The 15,765-nt window shown below is 58.8% G+C and carries 17 protein-coding genes; 8 read left to right on the top strand and 9 right to left on the bottom strand.

The window, feature by feature from the left end; translation table 11 throughout:
- The 3 genes from trpD to BK665_RS32300 all read left to right on the top strand — a co-directional run bounded on the left by trpD (position 1) and on the right by BK665_RS32300 (position 2,724).
- Positions 1-1,050, top strand: a complete 1,050-nt coding sequence (gene trpD, locus BK665_RS32310) for an anthranilate phosphoribosyltransferase (protein ID WP_123410517.1) — start codon at positions 1-3, stop codon at positions 1,048-1,050.
- Positions 1,047-1,883, top strand: a complete 837-nt coding sequence (gene trpC, locus BK665_RS32305; RefSeq protein ID WP_123410516.1) for an indole-3-glycerol phosphate synthase TrpC — start codon at positions 1,047-1,049, stop codon at positions 1,881-1,883. The genes trpD and trpC overlap by 4 nt, the downstream gene beginning before the upstream one ends.
- Before the next feature lie 139 nt (positions 1,884-2,022).
- Entirely contained in the window at positions 2,023-2,724 is a 702-nt protein-coding gene (locus BK665_RS32300) for a lipoate--protein ligase family protein (RefSeq protein WP_123410515.1), read from the top strand.
- Here the strand turns inward: BK665_RS32300 and crp are convergent.
- The gene (gene crp, locus BK665_RS32295; RefSeq protein WP_123410514.1) at positions 2,721-3,365 is read right to left on the bottom strand and encodes a cAMP-activated global transcriptional regulator CRP; all 645 of its coding nucleotides are present in this window, start codon (positions 3,363-3,365) and stop codon (positions 2,721-2,723) included. The genes BK665_RS32300 and crp overlap by 4 nt on opposite strands.
- 249 nt (positions 3,366-3,614) lie before the next feature.
- Here crp and BK665_RS32290 point away from each other — a divergent pair, with 249 nt between their 5' ends.
- Positions 3,615-4,037, top strand: coding sequence for an OsmC family protein (locus BK665_RS32290; RefSeq protein WP_007941657.1), 423 nt, complete (start codon positions 3,615-3,617; stop codon positions 4,035-4,037).
- Positions 4,038-4,276: 239 nt separating this feature from the next.
- Complete coding sequence (gene speD, locus BK665_RS32285) at positions 4,277-5,071, top strand: adenosylmethionine decarboxylase (protein WP_123410513.1); 795 nt, start codon at positions 4,277-4,279, stop codon at positions 5,069-5,071.
- Between the two features lie 179 nt (positions 5,072-5,250).
- On the opposite strand, the gene coq7 is transcribed toward speD, so the two are convergent.
- The 6 genes from coq7 to hemJ form a co-directional block, all read right to left on the bottom strand.
- On the bottom strand, positions 5,251-5,898 hold the full coding sequence (gene coq7, locus BK665_RS32280) for a 2-polyprenyl-3-methyl-6-methoxy-1,4-benzoquinone monooxygenase (protein ID WP_123410512.1): 648 nt from the start codon (positions 5,896-5,898) through the stop codon (positions 5,251-5,253).
- A gap of 198 nt (positions 5,899-6,096) precedes the next feature.
- Entirely contained in the window at positions 6,097-6,435 is a 339-nt protein-coding gene (locus BK665_RS32275; protein ID WP_053162884.1) for a histidine triad nucleotide-binding protein, read from the bottom strand.
- A gap of 81 nt (positions 6,436-6,516) precedes the next feature.
- A complete protein-coding gene (locus BK665_RS32270) occupies positions 6,517-7,305 on the bottom strand; it encodes an SDR family NAD(P)-dependent oxidoreductase (protein ID WP_123410511.1) in 789 nt (262 codons plus the stop codon).
- 62 nt (positions 7,306-7,367) lie between these two features.
- Entirely contained in the window at positions 7,368-8,351 is a 984-nt protein-coding gene (locus BK665_RS32265) for a DUF805 domain-containing protein (RefSeq protein ID WP_123410510.1), read from the bottom strand.
- Positions 8,352-8,443: 92 nt separating this feature from the next.
- Entirely contained in the window at positions 8,444-9,412 is a 969-nt protein-coding gene (locus BK665_RS32260) for an NAD(P)H-dependent flavin oxidoreductase (protein ID WP_123410509.1), read from the bottom strand.
- Positions 9,413-9,445: 33 nt separating this feature from the next.
- The gene (hemJ, locus tag BK665_RS32255; protein ID WP_123410508.1) at positions 9,446-9,874 is read right to left on the bottom strand and encodes a protoporphyrinogen oxidase HemJ; all 429 of its coding nucleotides are present in this window, start codon (positions 9,872-9,874) and stop codon (positions 9,446-9,448) included.
- 135 nt (positions 9,875-10,009) lie between these two features.
- Between hemJ and argC the strand changes: the two genes are divergently transcribed.
- Together argC and erpA are read left to right on the top strand one after the other, a co-directional pair.
- A complete protein-coding gene (gene argC, locus BK665_RS32250; RefSeq protein ID WP_123410507.1) occupies positions 10,010-11,044 on the top strand; it encodes an N-acetyl-gamma-glutamyl-phosphate reductase in 1,035 nt (344 codons plus the stop codon).
- Between the two features lie 168 nt (positions 11,045-11,212).
- Complete coding sequence (gene erpA, locus BK665_RS32245; protein ID WP_007947969.1) at positions 11,213-11,563, top strand: iron-sulfur cluster insertion protein ErpA; 351 nt, start codon at positions 11,213-11,215, stop codon at positions 11,561-11,563.
- A gap of 67 nt (positions 11,564-11,630) precedes the next feature.
- Here the strand turns inward: erpA and BK665_RS32240 are convergent, their stop codons facing one another.
- Positions 11,631-12,722, bottom strand: coding sequence for an anhydro-N-acetylmuramic acid kinase (locus BK665_RS32240; RefSeq protein WP_123410506.1), 1,092 nt, complete (start codon positions 12,720-12,722; stop codon positions 11,631-11,633).
- Between the two features lie 3 nt (positions 12,723-12,725).
- Positions 12,726-14,144 (bottom strand): peptidoglycan DD-metalloendopeptidase family protein, encoded by a 1,419-nt coding sequence (locus BK665_RS32235; RefSeq protein WP_123410580.1) that lies wholly within the window; start codon positions 14,142-14,144, stop codon positions 12,726-12,728.
- Between the two features lie 210 nt (positions 14,145-14,354).
- On the opposite strand from BK665_RS32235, the gene tyrS reads away from it, so the two are divergent.
- Positions 14,355-15,554 carry a tyrosine--tRNA ligase gene (gene tyrS, locus BK665_RS32230; protein WP_123410505.1) on the top strand — a complete coding sequence of 400 codons (1,200 nt, stop codon included), beginning with the start codon at positions 14,355-14,357 and terminating at the stop codon, positions 15,552-15,554.
- Positions 15,555-15,765: the final 211 nt, after the last annotated feature.

Genomic DNA, 15,765 nt, shown 5'->3' with positions numbered 1-15,765 from the left:
ATGAACATCAAGACAGCCCTGAGCCGTATCGTCGATCACCTCGACCTCAGCACCGATGAAATGCGCGATGTGATGCGCGAAATCATGACCGGGCAATGCTCGGACGCGCAGATCGGCGCGTTCATGATGGCCATGCGCATGAAGAGCGAAAGCATCGACGAAATCGTCGGCGCGGTGTCGGTCATGCGTGAGCTGGCGGACAAGGTTGAACTCAAGACCCTCGACGGTGTGGTCGATGTGGTCGGCACCGGCGGTGACGGCGCGAATATTTTCAACGTTTCCACCGCTTCGTCTTTCGTGGTCGCGGCGGCCGGGTGCACCGTGGCCAAGCACGGTAACCGTGCGGTATCGGGCAAAAGCGGCAGCGCTGACTTGCTGGAGGCGGCCGGGATCTACCTGAACCTGACGCCAGTCCAGGTGGCACGCTGCATCGATAATGTCGGCATCGGTTTCATGTTCGCCCAGACTCACCACAGTGCCATGAAGTACGCCGCCGGTCCGCGCAAGGACCTTGGCCTGCGCACCCTGTTCAACATGCTCGGCCCGCTTACGAATCCGGCCGGCGTGAAACATCAGGTTGTGGGCGTATTCAACCCGGCGCTGTGCCGGCCATTGGCCGAAGTCTTGCAGCGTCTGGGCAGCAAACATGTGCTGGTGGTGCACTCGAAGGATGGCCTGGACGAATTCAGCCTGGCAGCGCCGACTTTTGTCGCCGAATTGAAGAACGATCAGATCACCGAATATTGGGTCGAGCCGGAAGACCTGGGCATGAAGAGCCAGAGCCTGCATGGCCTGGCGGTGGATAGCCCGGCCGCGTCCCTCGAACTGATCCGCGATGCCCTCGGCAAGCGCAAGACCGAGAATGGCCAGAAAGCCGCCGAGATGATTGTGCTCAATGCCGGTGCCGCACTGTATGCCGCTGACCACGCAACAAGTTTGAAAGAGGGCGTTGCCCTGGCGCACGACGCGCTGCACACCGGCCTCGCTCGGGAGAAACTCGAGGAGTTGGGTGCGTTTACCGCGGTATTTCGAGTGGAGAATGAGGGATGAGTGTACCGACGGTTCTGGAAAACATTCTGGCCCGCAAGGTCCAGGAAGTTGCCGAGCGTAGCGCCCGTGTCAGCCTGGCTGAGCTGGAAAGTCTGGCCAAGGCAGCCGATGCACCCCGTGGTTTTGCCCAGGCACTGATCGCCCAGGCCAAGCTCAAGCAGCCGGCGGTGATTGCCGAAATCAAAAAGGCCTCGCCGAGTAAAGGCGTGATCCGCGAGAACTTCGTTCCGGCCGACATCGCCAAGAGCTACGAGAAGGGCGGTGCCACGTGCCTCTCCGTGCTCACCGATATCGATTTCTTCCAGGGCGCCGATGCGTATCTGCAACAGGCGCGTGCGGCGTGCAAGCTGCCGGTGATCCGCAAGGACTTCATGATCGATCCGTACCAGATCGTTGAAGCCCGTGCCCTGGGCGCTGATTGCGTGCTGTTGATCGTCTCCGCCCTGGATGACGTGAAAATGGCCGAACTGGCCGCCGTGGCCAAAAGCGTCGGCCTCGATGTGCTGGTGGAAGTTCATGACGGCAACGAGCTGGATCGGGCGTTGAAAACCCTCGATACACCGCTGGTGGGTGTGAACAACCGCAACCTGCACACCTTCGACGTCAACCTGGAAACCACCCTCGACCTGTTGCCACGCATCCCCCGGGATCGCCTGGTGATTACCGAGAGCGGCATTTTCAACCGCGCCGATGTCGAGCTGATGGAAATCAGCGACGTTTACGCGTTTCTGGTTGGCGAAGCATTTATGCGCGCCGAAAGCCCGGGCACGGAACTGCAGCGCTTGTTCTTCCCGGAGCGTGGCTCTGTGGTGAGTGGTTCGACACTCGACTGAGTACAGGCAGGCAAACCGAGGTGCGCCCTTCGCGAGCAAGCCCGCTCCCACATTTGAAATGCATTCCAATGTGGGAGCGGGCTTGCTCGCGAAGGCGACATAAGAAGCACCACAGACTTCGAGCCTGACGGAATACCTTATGACCCTGATTACCTCCCTGACCACCGAAGCCGGCCTGCTCGCCGAACAGGATCTATTGGCCCATGTCTGCACCGGCGCTGCAGAATTCGGCCTGCTGTTCTGGCAACCCAGCGACCGCGCACTGGTCATGCCTCGACGCTTGAATCGCCTTCCTCAATTCGAATCCGCCTGCGAAGTCTCCGCCGCCGCTGGCTGGCCAGTGCTGCTGCGCGAAACCGGCGGTGAACCGGTCCCGCAATCAGCCTCGACCATCAACATCGCCCTGGTCTACGCCGCGCCGCGCAGCGAAGGTGACCAAAACCGCATCGAAACGGCCTACCGCCGTCTCTGCGATCCGATTTGTCAGCTACTGGATGAATTGGGCGGCGTCTCGTCACTGGGCGAAGTCGAGGGCGCGTTCTGCGATGGCCGTTTCAACGTCAATCTCGATGGTCGCAAAATGGTTGGCACCGCCCAACGCTGGCGCCAGAGCAAGGGCGGTACGCGTCCGGTCGGGTTGGTGCACGGGGCGTTGTTGCTGGATAACGAGCGGGAGTCGATGGTCGCGGCGGTCAATCGCTTCAATGAGGCGTGCGGCCTGGAACAGCGGGTTCGCGCCGAAAGCCACATCGCCCTGCATGAAAAATTCGCCGCGCCGGACGCGCTGGAGCGCCTCGACGCGTTGTACCGCCAGTTGCTGGCAGGTATGTTCGCGGTTTAACGCGTGCCGAAGACCACCATGGTCTTGCCTTTGACATCCACCAGGTTGCGTTCCTCAAGGTCCTTGAGCACGCGACCGACCATCTCCCGGGAACACCCGACAATCCGCCCGATTTCCTGGCGGGTTACCTTGATCTGCATGCCGTCCGGGTGGGTCATGGCGTCCGGCTGCTTGCACAGTTCCAACAGGCAACGAGCGACGCGACCGGTCACGTCAAAGAAGGCGAGGTCGCCAACCTTGCGCGTGGTATTGCGCAGGCGTTGTGCGATTTGTCCGCTAAGCACGTAAAGAATGTCTGGATCTTGCAGGGACAGTTCGCGGAACTTCGCGTAGCTGATTTCCGCGACCTCGCATTCGACCTTGGCCCGCACCCAGGCGCTGCGTTCCTGCTCCAGGCCGGCCTGTTCAAACAGTCCGAGCTCACCGAAGAAATCCCCGGCGTTCAAGTACGAGATGATCATCTCGCGGCCGTCGTCGTCCTCGATCAGGATCGTGACCGAACCCTTGATGATGAAGAACAGCGTGTCCGAGCTGTCGCCGGCGCAGATGATGTTGCTCTTGGCCGCGTAACGGCGGCGCTGGCAATGCATCAACAGCTTGTCGAGGTTCTTGATTTTGGGTGTGGGGGTAATAGCAACCATGGTTGTATCCCGAAAAGACTGCACGGTGTGGTTGGTTTTTTTGTAAGAGCTGGCGAAGCTGCGATTTTTACATTCGCTTGATAACTGACTATGCGCCAGTGAATTGGCGCCAGCTTAACAGACACATTCCTACAAGATTCGAGAATTTGTGTAGGAGATTGGCACGTCCGTCCCATAAAGGCGGGGCGCTGTGATTGCGGGGCCCTGTGCTAAGCTGGCGACCCTTTTTTAGACAGTGGAGTCTTGGCGATGAAGGCACGCATCCAATGGGCTGGCGAAGCCATGTTCCTCGGTGAATCCGGCAGCGGCCATGTCGTGGTCATGGACGGTCCGCCGGACGCCGGTGGCCGTAACCTGGGTGTTCGCCCGATGGAAATGCTCCTGCTGGGTGTCGGCGGTTGCAGCAATTTCGATGTGGTCAGCATCCTCAAGAAGTCCCGCCAGGCCGTCGAGAGCTGCGAAGCCTTCCTCGAAGCCGAGCGTGCGACCGAAGACCCGAAGGTGTTCACCAAGATACACATGCATTTCGTGGTCAAGGGCCGTGGCCTGAAAGAAGCCCAGGTCAAACGCGCCATCGAACTGTCCGCCGAGAAGTATTGCTCGGCCTCGATCATGCTCGGCGCCGCTGGCGTGGCCATTACCCACGACTACGAGATCATCGAACTCGGTTGATCCGACATTCAACTATCATAAAAGCAGTGCAGACTCTGGCGATCCATAGCTGACGTCTGCATAATGCGCCACTTTTTTCAGGGTCGTGGCCCGTCATCCGACAGGCCGTGCACCCGAACTGACAACCAAAATCGCCATCGCGAAGAGGTGTTAACCGTCCTACGCAGCTGCGTTGTTCGCATCTGACGGGCATGCTTGATCACGCGGCCCGGGCCGCAATACATAGAGAGTTTTTAACGGTGAAAAGCAAACTCAAGCTCCACGGGTTCAATAACCTGACAAAGACCTTGAGCTTCAACATCTATGACATCTGCTACGCGGAAACCCCGCAAGACCAGCAGGCCTACGTCGAGTACATCAATGAAGAGTACAACGCGAAGCGCCTGACGCAGATCCTCACAGAAGTTGTCGATATCATTGGTGCCAACATCCTGAACATCGCCAGTCAGGATTACGATCCACAGGGTGCCAGCGTCACGATTCTGATCTCTGAGGAGCCGGTAACCCCGACCGACAGTCAGATCGAAGAGTCCCCGGGCCCGTTGCCCGAGATCATCCTGGCCCACCTCGACAAGAGCCACATCACGGTGCACACCTACCCGGAAATCCATCCGGTGGACGGTATTGCAACATTCCGTGTGGACATTGACGTGTCGACCTGTGGGGTCATTTCACCGCTTAAAGCGCTCAACTTCCTGATTCACCAGTTCGATTCGGACATCGTGACCGTGGATTATCGCGTGCGCGGTTTCACCCGTGACGTTGAAGGCAAAAAGCACTTCATCGACCACGAGATCAATTCGATCCAGAACTACCTCTCGGAAGACACTCGCGACAGTTACCAGATGACTGACGTGAACGTGTACCAGGAAAACCTGTTCCACACCAAAATGCTGCTGAAGAACTTCGAACTGGATAACTACCTGTTCGGCGATGCCACCAACAGCCTGTCCACTGAGCAACGCGCCCAAGTGACCGACCGTGTGAAACACGAAATGCTGGAAATCTTCTACGCGCGCAACATGCCGACCTAAGATTTTCGAGCACAAAAAAGGCGACTACCTCACGGCAGTCGCCTTTTTTATTGCTGTTGGTCGGACAGACCGTGCGATGGCCTTCGCGAGCAAGCCCGCTCCCACAATGGACCTGTGTTCGCAGGACCAATGTGGGAGCGGGCTTGCTCGCGAAGAGGCCCGATCAGGCAATCGAGAACTCAGATCCGGTAAGTACTCTTGGTCATCACCTTGGCCAGCAGGCTCATCCCGAACTTCACCGGCGCCGGGAAACGGAAACCGCCCGCATCCAGCGCACTTTCCGCATGGTGTTCTTCATCAATGCGCATCTGCTCAAGAATCGCCCGGGACTTTTCGTCCTCGGCCGGCAGTTGCTCAAGATGTTCATTCAAGTGCTTGCACACCTGATGCTCGGTCGCCGCCACAAACCCCAGGCTGACCTTGTCGCTGATCAAGCCGGCAACTGCGCCAATCCCGAACGACATGCCATAAAACAGCGGATTGAGAATGCTGGTGTGACTGCCCAACTGGTGGATGCGCTGTTCGCACCACACCAGATGATCGATTTCTTCTTCAGCCGCATGTTCCATGGCCGCACGCACGTGTGGCAGCTTGGCGGTCAGGGCCTGGCCCTGATACAGCGCCTGGGCGCAGACTTCGCCGGTATGGTTGATGCGCATCAGGCCGGCAACGTGCCGGGTGTCTTCGTCGCTCATTTGCGTTTCCGGCTGCACGATGGCTGGCGACGGACGGTACGGCTGGCCACTGAACGGCAGCAGGGTACGCATCGCGGCATCGGCTTGCAGCAGAAGACGGTCAATCGGCGAGTAGTGACGTTGGGTAGTCATGCTGACCTCCGGGAGGAATCTCGGCGGCCAGTTTAACCGAATCGGCCGGGGAAGGTTTGCGCTGGGTCATTGTGGCGGGATCACCACTGAACCTGTAGGAGCGAGGCTTGCCCGCGAAGAACGATAACGCGTTCTATCTGAATGACCGCGTCGACCATTTCGCGGGCAAGCCTCGCTCCTACAGGGACGGGTAGAGAATCAACCCGGCGGCCAGTGCATCTGGCGTTGACCGAGCACATGCATATGAATGTGATAGACAGTCTGCCCACCTTCTTCATTGCAGTTCATGACAACGCGGAAACCTTTTTCGCAACCCAGTTCCAGCGCTAGGCGTTGGGCGGTGAACAGGATGTGCCCGGCCAATGCCTTGTCGTCCTCGGTCAGGTCATTGAGGGTGCGCACCGCTTTCTTCGGGATCACCAGGAAATGCACCGGTGCCTGTGGAGCGATGTCGTGGAAGGCCAGTACCTGGTCGTCCTCGTAGATGATCTTGGCCGGGATCTCCCGGTTGATGATCTTGGTGAACAGAGTATCCACAGCTGTTTCTCCGTTGTTTGGGCTGGCCTGAGTGTACCCATGGGGGCAGACCCGAGCCCAGCCTTTTACCTTCAGTGGTATTTAGCGCGGGCAATAGGCCTTGTTGACCATGCCGGAGATTGTCCGGTTGAGCCAGCGCGAGCCGACTCGCGGCAGGAAGGCGAACCAGCGATTCAACCTTCCGGGAATAATGATGGCGCGATTTTTTTCCAGGGCGCGCACGGTGTACAGCGCAACTTCTTCCGGGCTCATCAGCAGTCTGCTGTCCTTCACTTTTGCGGTGTCCAGTTGCGCGGTGTGGAAAAATCCTGTGCGCGTCGGGCCTGGGCATAGCACCGACACCTTGACCGCGCATTTCTTCAGCTCGACGCGCAACCCTTCGGAAAAGTGCAGCACATAGGCTTTGCTCGCAAAGTAAGTGCTCATCCACGGGCCGGGATGGAAGGCCGCCACCGAGGCGACATTCAAAATCTGCCCGCCGCCCTGCAGCGCCATGCTGTTACCGATGGCGTGGCACAGGCGGGTGAGGGCCAGGATGTTCACCTCGATCAGGTCTTGTTCGGTCATCCAGTCCTGGGCCAGGAACGGTCCGCAGGTGCCGATGCCGGCGCAGTTGACCAGCAGGTCTATCTGGCGGTCGCCTTCTTCCAGTTCCAGCAGGAACCCGGACAGCCTTAACGGCTCACCCAGGTCACAGGCGCGGAATAGCACTTCCACGCCAAAACGCTGAGTCAGTTCAATCGCAATACTTTCCAGCTGATCACGTTGTCGGGCCACCAGGATCAAGCTGCGGCCGCGCCGGGCCAGCGCTTCGGCCATCGCCAGGCCGATGCCGCTGGAAGCGCCAGTGATCAGAGCGTAACGGGTCATGCAGTTCTCCATCGCAACAGCTCCGCGCCGGCGACGCAGGTGTCACGGGCGGGGAGCGCTGTTCATTCTTTCGCAGAGTCTACAGGGGGCTGGGCTTCTTCGGCTGCATCGTCCGTTGAATTTGGTACTTGCTCAGCTTCTTCGGCGGGTTCGGCTTCGACTTCGTCGGTCGTCACCGAGCCGCTGTCATAGCTGGTTTCGGCAGCGTTCTCGTATTCTTGCTGGATGGCGGTGATGCCGCCGGCCAACGCACCGATGAAGATCAGCGCGATAAACACGACCCAGAGCCAGGCCAGTACCTTGACTGCCGTGCTGTTGGGCGGAGGCGGTGCGCCGTACTGATTGGCGGTGTCGTTACCCGGAACCACCATGATCACAAACGGGAAGAAGCCGCCCACGAACGGCACAAGGTTCAACAGCCACAGCCAACCGGACCAGCCGCAGTCGTGCAGGCGCTGGACGCTGAACTGAATACTGACGAACCCCAGCGCGACGAAAAGAATAAAAGCCACCAGGCCACCGAGAATCAGTCCCGCAGTCGAGTCTGCGCTGATCAAGGCCAGACCGAAAATCGCCAGCACCGAACCCACGGCCAACGTCACCAGCGTCAGGGCCATGGTCCAGGCCAGGAACCGCAAGCGACCGATACGCCCGGCGAAGCTGAAGGGTTTGAGGGTGGCGAACGCCGGCAAGGTTTCGCCGACGCTTGCCCGTGGCGGGGCATACGGCGATTCAGGATCTGCCGTTACCGTTTGGTAATTAACGGGGGCGGGGGCGTGATCGTGGACATCGGACAGGTTCAGCTCGATCGAAGGTTCGGCTTCGATGCGGGCGTCAATACCGGTTTTTGTCAGTGCCTGGAGGTAGGACTGTGCATCAAGCTGTGACAAGTCCCGCTTGAGCGTAACCGGACGGCCACCGAACAGCCGTTCGATCGCCGCGACGTCGCTTTTGAACAGCTCGGCAAGGTTGAGTTTGGCAGTGGTAGCGTCGACACCTGGCAGCAGAGCGCCGTCGAAGACAATCTTGAAACGGTTTTCGCTCATATCCGAGGCATCCTTGTCGCGCAGGTTTTGAAAAAGGGGTGTTGCGATGAAGCAGTGAAGGCCCGCCGCAAGAGGCCGGCCACGTTATACGGTCAGCGTGGCCAGCGCTTGGGCAACTGTGCCGCCAGTTCCAGAGCCTTACGGTATTCCGCGTCGAGCCGTGCGACTAATTGATCGACACTTGGCAAGTCATCGATTTCCCCCACGCCCTGGCCGGCAGACCACACGGTTTTCCAGGCCTTGGCTTCATCACTTATAGGCTTGAGCTTGGCGCCGAAGTTCACTTCGCCTTTGCCTTGCAGCGCCGCCGTGTCGAAACCGGCCGCCTCCAGGCTCTGGCGCATGAAACTCGCCGGCACGCCCGACACCGCTGGAGTATGCACGATGTCCGCCGCTCTGGAAGTCAGCAACATCTGCTTGTAGGCGTCAGGCGCATGACTTTCAGTGGTGCCGATAAATCGCGTTCCGAAGTAGGCCAAATCCGCACCGAGCAATTGCGCGGCCAGAATTTCGTGGCCATGGTTCAGGCAACCGGCCAGCAGCAGGGTCTTGTCGAAGAACTGGCGGATCTCGGCGATCAGCGAAAACGGGCTCCAGGTCCCGGCGTGACCACCGGCGCCGGCAGCCACGGCGATCAAACCGTCCACACCTGCTTCGGCGGCTTTCTCGGCATGGCGACGGGTTGTCACGTCGTGGAACACCAGGCCGCCATAGCTGTGCACTGCATCGACCAGCTCTTTCACCGCGCCGAGGCTGGTGATCACGATCGGCACTTTGTGTTCGATGCAAATCTCCAGGTCCGCTTGCAGGCGCGGGTTGCTGTTGTGGACGATCAGGTTCACCGCATAAGGCGCCGGGTTCTCCAGTGCCGCCAGCCCTGCTTCGATCTCTTCCAGCCAGGCCTTGAAGCCGCTGCTCTCGCGCTGGTTCAACGCGGGGAAGCTGCCCACCACGCCATTACGGCAGCAGGCCAGCACCAACTGAGGATTGGAAATCAGGAACATCGGCGCTGCCACCACGGGCAGACGCAAACGTTGTTCAAGCAGAGCGGGCAGCGACATTGGAAGTACCCCGATAGATGTGTGCTTATTGGATTAGAACGGCCGAACGACGACCAGAATTACGATAGCCAGCAATATCAGAACCGGCACTTCATTGAACCAGCGATAAAAGACATGGCTGCGGGTGTTTTCGCCACGGGCAAAGCGTTTTACCTGGGCGCCGCACATGTGGTGGTAGCCGATCAGGATCACTACGAGGGTCAACTTGGCGTGGATCCACGCGCCCTGGCTGAAGATGCTCGGATTGAGGTAGATCAGGGCAATGCCGAAGATCAGGGTGGCGATCATCGCCGGGCCCATGATGCCCCGGTACAACTTGCGCTCCATGACGCTGAAGCGTTCCTTGCTGACGGTGTCTTCGCTTTGTGCGTGATAGACGAACAGGCGCGGCAGGTAAAACAGGCCGGCAAACCAGCAGACCATGCTGACGATATGAAACGCTTTGAGCCACAGATAGAGCATTTTTAGTTATTCCCAGGTTCACAGTAGCCCGGATAGTAGAGGCTAGAAGCTCCGCACGTCACCTTGCCGGTTGTCGCAGGGCGATACGGGCCCTATTATCGACGGCTTTCCAGTGGGTTCGTTGAGGGCAGGTTTATGGTCAAGGTCGGTATCGTCGGCGGCACGGGTTACACCGGTGTCGAACTGCTGCGTCTGTTGGCACAGCATCCGCAAGCGGAAGTGGTTGTGATCACTTCCCGATCCGAGGCCGGTCTGGCCGTGGCTGACATGTACCCGAACCTGCGAGGCCACTACGACGGCCTGGCGTTCAGCGTTCCGGACATCAAGACTCTGGGCGCCTGCGACGTAGTGTTTTTCGCCACGCCGCACGGTGTTGCTCATGCCCTGGCCGGGGAGTTGCTGGCCGCCGGGACCAAGGTCATCGACCTGTCGGCGGACTTCCGCCTGCAAGACGCCGATGAGTGGGCCAAGTGGTACGGCCAGCCGCACGGTGCGCCGCAGCTGCTGGAAGAGGCGGTCTACGGTCTGCCGGAAGTGAATCGCGAGCAAATCAAGCAAGCGCGCCTGATTGCTGTGCCGGGTTGCTATCCAACCGCAACCCAATTGGGTTTCCTGCCATTGCTTGAAGCAGGTCTGGCGGATACTTCTCGCCTGATCGCTGACTGCAAATCCGGTGTCAGCGGCGCTGGTCGCGGTGCGGCGGTCGGTTCGCTGTACTCCGAGACGTCAGAAAGCATGAAGGCCTACGCCGTCAAAGGTCACCGTCACCTGCCAGAAATTCGCCAGGGCCTGCGTCGCGCCTCGGGCAAGGACGTTGGCCTGACCTTCGTTCCGCACCTGACGCCGATGATTCGCGGCATTCACTCGACGCTGTATGCGACCGTCGTCGATCGCTCGGTGGATCTGCAGGCATTGTTTGAAAAGCGCTATGCCAACGAACCGTTCGTCGATGTGATGCCCGCCGGCAGCCACCCGGAAACCCGCAGCGTGCGTGGTGCCAACGTTTGCCGTATCGCCGTGCATCGTCCACAGGATGGTGACCTGGTGGTGGTGTTGTCGGTGATCGATAACCTGGTCAAGGGCGCGTCGGGCCAGGCGGTGCAGAACCTGAACATCCTGTTCGGGCTGGATGAGCGTCTGGGCCTGTCCCACGCGGGCATGCTGCCGTAAGGCTTTATCCCGCTCAGCAAAAAGGCCCTTCGCAAGGGCCTTTTTGCATTCCAGATGGGCAATTGGTTCGATTGATATACCGTAACAATAGTTGACCAATTTTCTAGGAGAAGCGGATAATGCCCGTCATCACGCATTATGGCGGCGTAACGCCGGGAGATAGTTAGCATGAGCGTCGAATCCTTCACCCCCACGGCTTTGCAATTCACCCACGGTGCCGCGCACAAGGTGAAGAGCCTGGTCGATGAAGAGGGGAATGATCGCTTGAAGCTGCGCGTATTCGTTACGGGCGGTGGTTGTTCAGGTTTTCAGTACGGCTTTACCTTCGATGAAGAAGTGGCCGATGACGACACCATCGTCGAGCGCGAAGGTGTGAGTCTGGTGGTTGATCCAATGAGCTTCCAGTACCTGGCAGGTGCCGAGGTGGATTACCAGGAAGGTCTGGAAGGTTCGCGCTTCGTGATCAAGAATCCGAACGCCAGCACCACTTGTGGCTGCGGTTCTTCGTTCTCGATCTGATCGCGCATCACCGAATTACAAGGCGCCGCAGGGTTTCATGATCCTGCGGCGTTTTGCTGTCTGGCCTTTAAGCGGGGTAGATGGCGCCGAGTACGCGCAAGCCGCGGGCGCCGGTGACGCTTGGGCGATTGGCCGGGATGCCTTCGAGGCAACAATGGGCCAGCCAGGCGAAGGCCATGGCTTCGACCCAGTCTGGGTCGACACCGTAAGCGGCGGTGCTGCTGACGTTGGCGTTCGGTAGCAGGCTCGCCAAGCGGGCCATCAGCGTAGCGTTGTGGGCGCCGCCGCCGCAGACCAGTAGTTCACGGGTATCTGATTGGGCACTTTGCAGTGACTCAACAATGGTCAGGGCAGTCAGTTCGAGCAGGGTCGCCTGTATGTCTTCAGGAGCGAAGGCAGGCAGGTGCGACAGGTGTTGCATTAGCCAGGGCAGATTGAACACTTCACGGCCGGTGCTCTTGGGGCCTTGGGTCACGAAGAAGGGATCGCTGAGCAGTTCGCTCAACAAGGTCGGCTCAACCTTGCCGCTGGCCGCCCATTGGCCGTTGCGGTCGAAATTATCGCCTCGTTGCTGGTGAATCCAGGCATCCAGCAGCACATTCCCCGGGCCGCAGTCGAAACCAGCAACAGCCTTGCCAGGTTCGATCAGGCTCAGGTTGCTGAAACCGCCAATGTTCAACACCGCGCGGTTGCCAGGCTGTTCTTCAAACAAAGCCTCGTGGAAGGCCGGAACCAGTGGTGCGCCCTGACCGCCAGCAGCGACGTCGCGACTGCGGAAATCACCGACCACGGTGATGCCGGTCAGCTCGGTCAGCAGGGCAGGGTTGCCGATTTGCACGGTGAACCCGCGTGCCGGTTCGTGGCGAATGGTCTGGCCGTGGCTGCCAATCGCGCGAATGTCTTCGGCTTTCAGGTTTTGTTGATCAAGGAGGGTGTGAATGCCCTGTGCCGCCAGTGTCACCCAGTTCTGCTGGGCAATGGCGGAGCGGGCAATCTCGTCCGGGCCGCTGGCGCACAACCCAAGCAGCTCGGCGCGCAGGGATTCAGGCATGGGGATGTAGTGAGTGGCGATCAGCTTGATCGCCGGGGCTTGCTCGATCAGCGCAATGTCCAGGCCATCGAGGCTGGTCCCGGACATCACACCTATATAGAGCGCCATTACTTAGCGTTTGCTCGAAGCGAGCATGGTGGCCTTCTCTTGATCCATCCGCGCCATCAGCGGCTGGCTTTGCGCGAGGAAGCGTGCGCGCTCGGCCTTGGCGATCGGATCAGCCATCGGCAGCTTCTGGCCCAGCGGGTCGACATGCACCCCATTGACCTGGAACTCATAGTGCAAATGCGGGCCGGTGGACAGGCCGGTGGTGCCAATGTAGCCAATCACCTGGCCTTGCTTGACGCTGCCGCCGGTCTGCACGCCTTTGGCGAAGCCTTGCATGTGGCCATACAGCGTACGGTAGGTGTTGCCGTGCTGGATGATGATGGTGTTGCCGTAGCCACCGCGGCGACCGGCCAGCAGCACTTTACCGTCGCCGGTAGCCTTGATCGGCGTGCCGCGTGGCGCCGCATAATCGACGCCTTTGTGGGCGCGGATCTTGTTCAGGATCGGGTGTTTGCGGCCCATGGAGAATTTCGAGCTGATGCGGGCGAAGTCCACCGGGGTGCGGATGAACGCCTTGCGCATGCTGTTGCCGTCAGCAGTGTAGTAGCTGCTATTGCCTTGTTTGTTGGTGTAACGCACGGCGGTGTAAGTTTTGCCGCGGTTGGTGAAGCGTGCGGAAAGGATCGGGCCATTGCCGACCGCCTTGCCATTGACGACTTTCTGCTCATAAATCACGTCGAATTCGTCACCTTGACGAATGTCCTGGGCGAAGTCGACGTCGTAGCCAAACACGCTGGCCATGTCCATGGTCAGGCTGTGGGACAGGCCCGCGCGCGCAGCGGACTGCGACAGCGAGCTGTTGATCACGCCATGAACATAGGCGGAGCGCACGGTCGGTTTGGCGGTAATGCGGTTGAAGACATAACCCTTATCGTTTTTGGTCAGGGTAATGCTTTCGAGGTCGCTGACCTTGCTGTGCAGGTTAGTCAGCTGGCCTTCAGGGTTCAGTTCGAACTCGAGCTTCTGGCCGTGCTTGAGCTGGCTGAACTGCTTGGCCTGTTTGTCGCTCGCCAGGATTTCGTGCACCGATGCGGCTGGAAGGCCGACTTTTTCGAACAGGGTCGAGAGGGTGTCGCCTTTGCCAACGATCACTTCCTTGTGGTTGGGGGCCTTCTTCGGTTCGACCACTGGCTCAGGGGCTGCCTGGGCGGTTTCCTGGGTGTCTTCGGCGCTGTCTTCGATCTGCGCGAAAGGGGAAGCTGCGGGTTCATTTGTGGCTTGGACGGCGTCAGCAGCGTCTTGATCTTGTGTCAGTTGTTCAGCAGGACTTTCCAGTTCAAGGCTCAGGGTTGTCTTTTTGGCTTCAACATCACTGGAAGGAAATACCAGGAGAGCCAGACTGAGAAGGGCGGCGATACCACTTGCGGCAAGCAGGTGGGTCTTCGGGTAAAGCGGCGGCGCTTTAGACGGTTCTGTGGTCATAGGTAATTTTGACTTTGAAAAAGATGAATTGGAAAAGATGAATGACATGATGAAGATGAAATAACTGTATAAAATATAACCAAATCATCTCTGAAGCAAGCCGCGGATGCTCTGTCCGTGGATTGGCGTGCGTGCGCCGGGCAAAACTTGTATTTGGTGCGCGATCTTGTATGGTTGGTTCCCTTTGAATCTGAGCCTTGCGGGTCTGTTATGAAGTCGGTTGAAGAGCAGCTAGCGCTGATCAAACGTGGTGCGGAAGAACTGTTGGTCGAGTCCGAGCTGATCGAAAAGCTCAAGCGTGGCCAGCCGCTACGTATTAAGGCGGGCTTCGATCCAACTGCGCCGGATTTGCACCTGGGTCATACGGTGCTTATTAATAAGCTGCGCCAGTTCCAGGAGCTGGGTCACCAGGTGATCTTCCTGATTGGCGACTTCACCGGGATGATCGGCGATCCGAGTGGCAAGAGTGCTACCCGTCCTCCGCTGACCCGTGAGCAGGTTCTCGAAAACGCCGAGACCTACAAGACTCAGGTCTTCAAGATTCTGGATCCGGCCAAGACCGAGGTGGCCTTTAACTCCACCTGGATGGATCAAATGGGTCCGGCCGATTTCATTCGCCTGACTTCGCAGTACACCGTCGCTCGTATGCTTGAGCGTGACGACTTCGATAAGCGCTACACGACCAATCAGCCCATCGCCATTCATGAGTTCCTCTATCCGCTGGTTCAGGGCTATGACTCGGTAGCTTTGCGTGCGGATGTCGAGTTGGGCGGTACGGACCAGAAGTTCAACCTGCTGATGGGGCGTGAGCTGCAGCGGGGTTATGGCCAGGAGCCTCAGTGCATTCTGACCATGCCGCTGCTCGAAGGTCTGGACGGCGTGAAGAAGATGTCCAAATCGTTGGGCAATTACGTCGGTATCCAGGAAGCGCCGGGTGTGATGTACAGCAAGCTGGTTTCCATTCCGGATGCGCTGATGTGGCGTTACTTCGAATTGCTTAGCTTCCGTTCCATGGATGAGATCAATGCGTTCCGGGCTGATGTCGAAGCCGGCGCCAATCCGCGGGACATCAAAATCAAGCTGGCTGAAGAGATCGTTGCGCGCTTTCATGGTGAAGAGGCTGCGGCCAATGCTCACCGTGCAGCAGGTAACCGTATGAAGGACGGCGAGCTGCCAGATGATCTGCCAGAGATCGAATTGACCGCTACTGAAGATATGCCAATCGCCGCCGTCCTTAATAAGGCTGGTCTGGTGAAGAATTCGGCAGTGGCCCGCGATCTTCTGAATTCTGGTGGTGTGCGTATAGATGGTGAGGTTGTCGATCGCACCTTTATATACGTACTTGGTGCGACCCACGTTTGCCAGGCCGGGAAGAAGGCATTTGCGCGTATTACGCTCAAATCCGAATAAAGCTGAAATCAGGGCTTGACGGCAGATTCTGGAAGTCTATAATTCGCCCCACTTCCGGCGCAGTCGAAACGGAAAACTCCTTGGTAAACAAAGAGTTACGCAGGTTTCGGCAGCGAGTTGCTTCAGGTCATCGAAGCGCAAAGGGGGTTGAAAAAGAGGTGTTGACAGCAGCGAGTAACGCTGTAGAATTCGCCTCCCGCTAACGAGAGAT

The sequence above is a fragment of the Pseudomonas frederiksbergensis genome (assembly GCF_003732665.1).
Taxonomy (GTDB): Bacteria; Pseudomonadota; Gammaproteobacteria; order Pseudomonadales; family Pseudomonadaceae; genus Aquipseudomonas; species Aquipseudomonas frederiksbergensis_G.
Note: the sequence above shows the minus strand (reverse complement) of the source record. Positions and strands in the feature narration are given on the sequence as shown.